At 45.5% G+C, this 497-nt stretch carries 3 tRNA genes; all 3 read right to left on the bottom strand.

Annotated elements, in window-relative coordinates:
* Positions 1-45: 45 nt before the first annotated feature.
* Positions 46-120, bottom strand: a tRNA-Gln gene (locus AC4GZ8_RS26455).
* 91 nt (positions 121-211) lie between these two features.
* Positions 212-288 (bottom strand) — tRNA-Asp (locus AC4GZ8_RS26450).
* Positions 289-376: 88 nt separating this feature from the next.
* Positions 377-448, bottom strand: a tRNA-Glu gene (locus tag AC4GZ8_RS26445).
* Positions 449-497 lie beyond the last annotated feature (49 nt).

The raw sequence follows: 497 nt of genomic DNA, 5'->3' as shown, positions 1-497 counted from the left end.
TCTAATTTCCTTCTTGTTTTAGATATTACTCAAAAAAGCAAAAAATGGCTGGGCTAGCTGGATTCGAACCAACGCATGACGGAGTCAAAGTCCGTTGCCTTACCGCTTGGCTATAGCCCATCGATCAATCAATATAAAATCACTAAAACCCGCAAGGATTAAATGATATCATGTTACTTGTGGAAAATCAAGTGTTTTTTATTATATTTAATGGCGGTCCGGACGGGACTCGAACCCGCGACCTCCTGCGTGACAGGCAGGCATTCTAACCAACTGAACTACCGGACCAGAAGATTGATGTTCTTGGAAATAAATAGGAGGTGGGCATTTTAACTTTCGTAAGTGCACCCACTTCCTACTTTCCAACGATATGATATGACCCGTACGGGATTCGAACCCGTGTTACCGCCGTGAAAGGGCGGTGTCTTAACCGCTTGACCAACGGGCCATAATAATATGGCGGAGAAGGAGGGATTTGAACCCTCGCGCCGCTTACG

The organism is Metabacillus sp. RB-C-LZQ-3-1 (genome assembly GCF_058315175.1).
The sequence above is the reverse complement of the archived record's forward strand: the minus strand, read 5'-3'. Positions and strand labels throughout refer to the sequence as shown.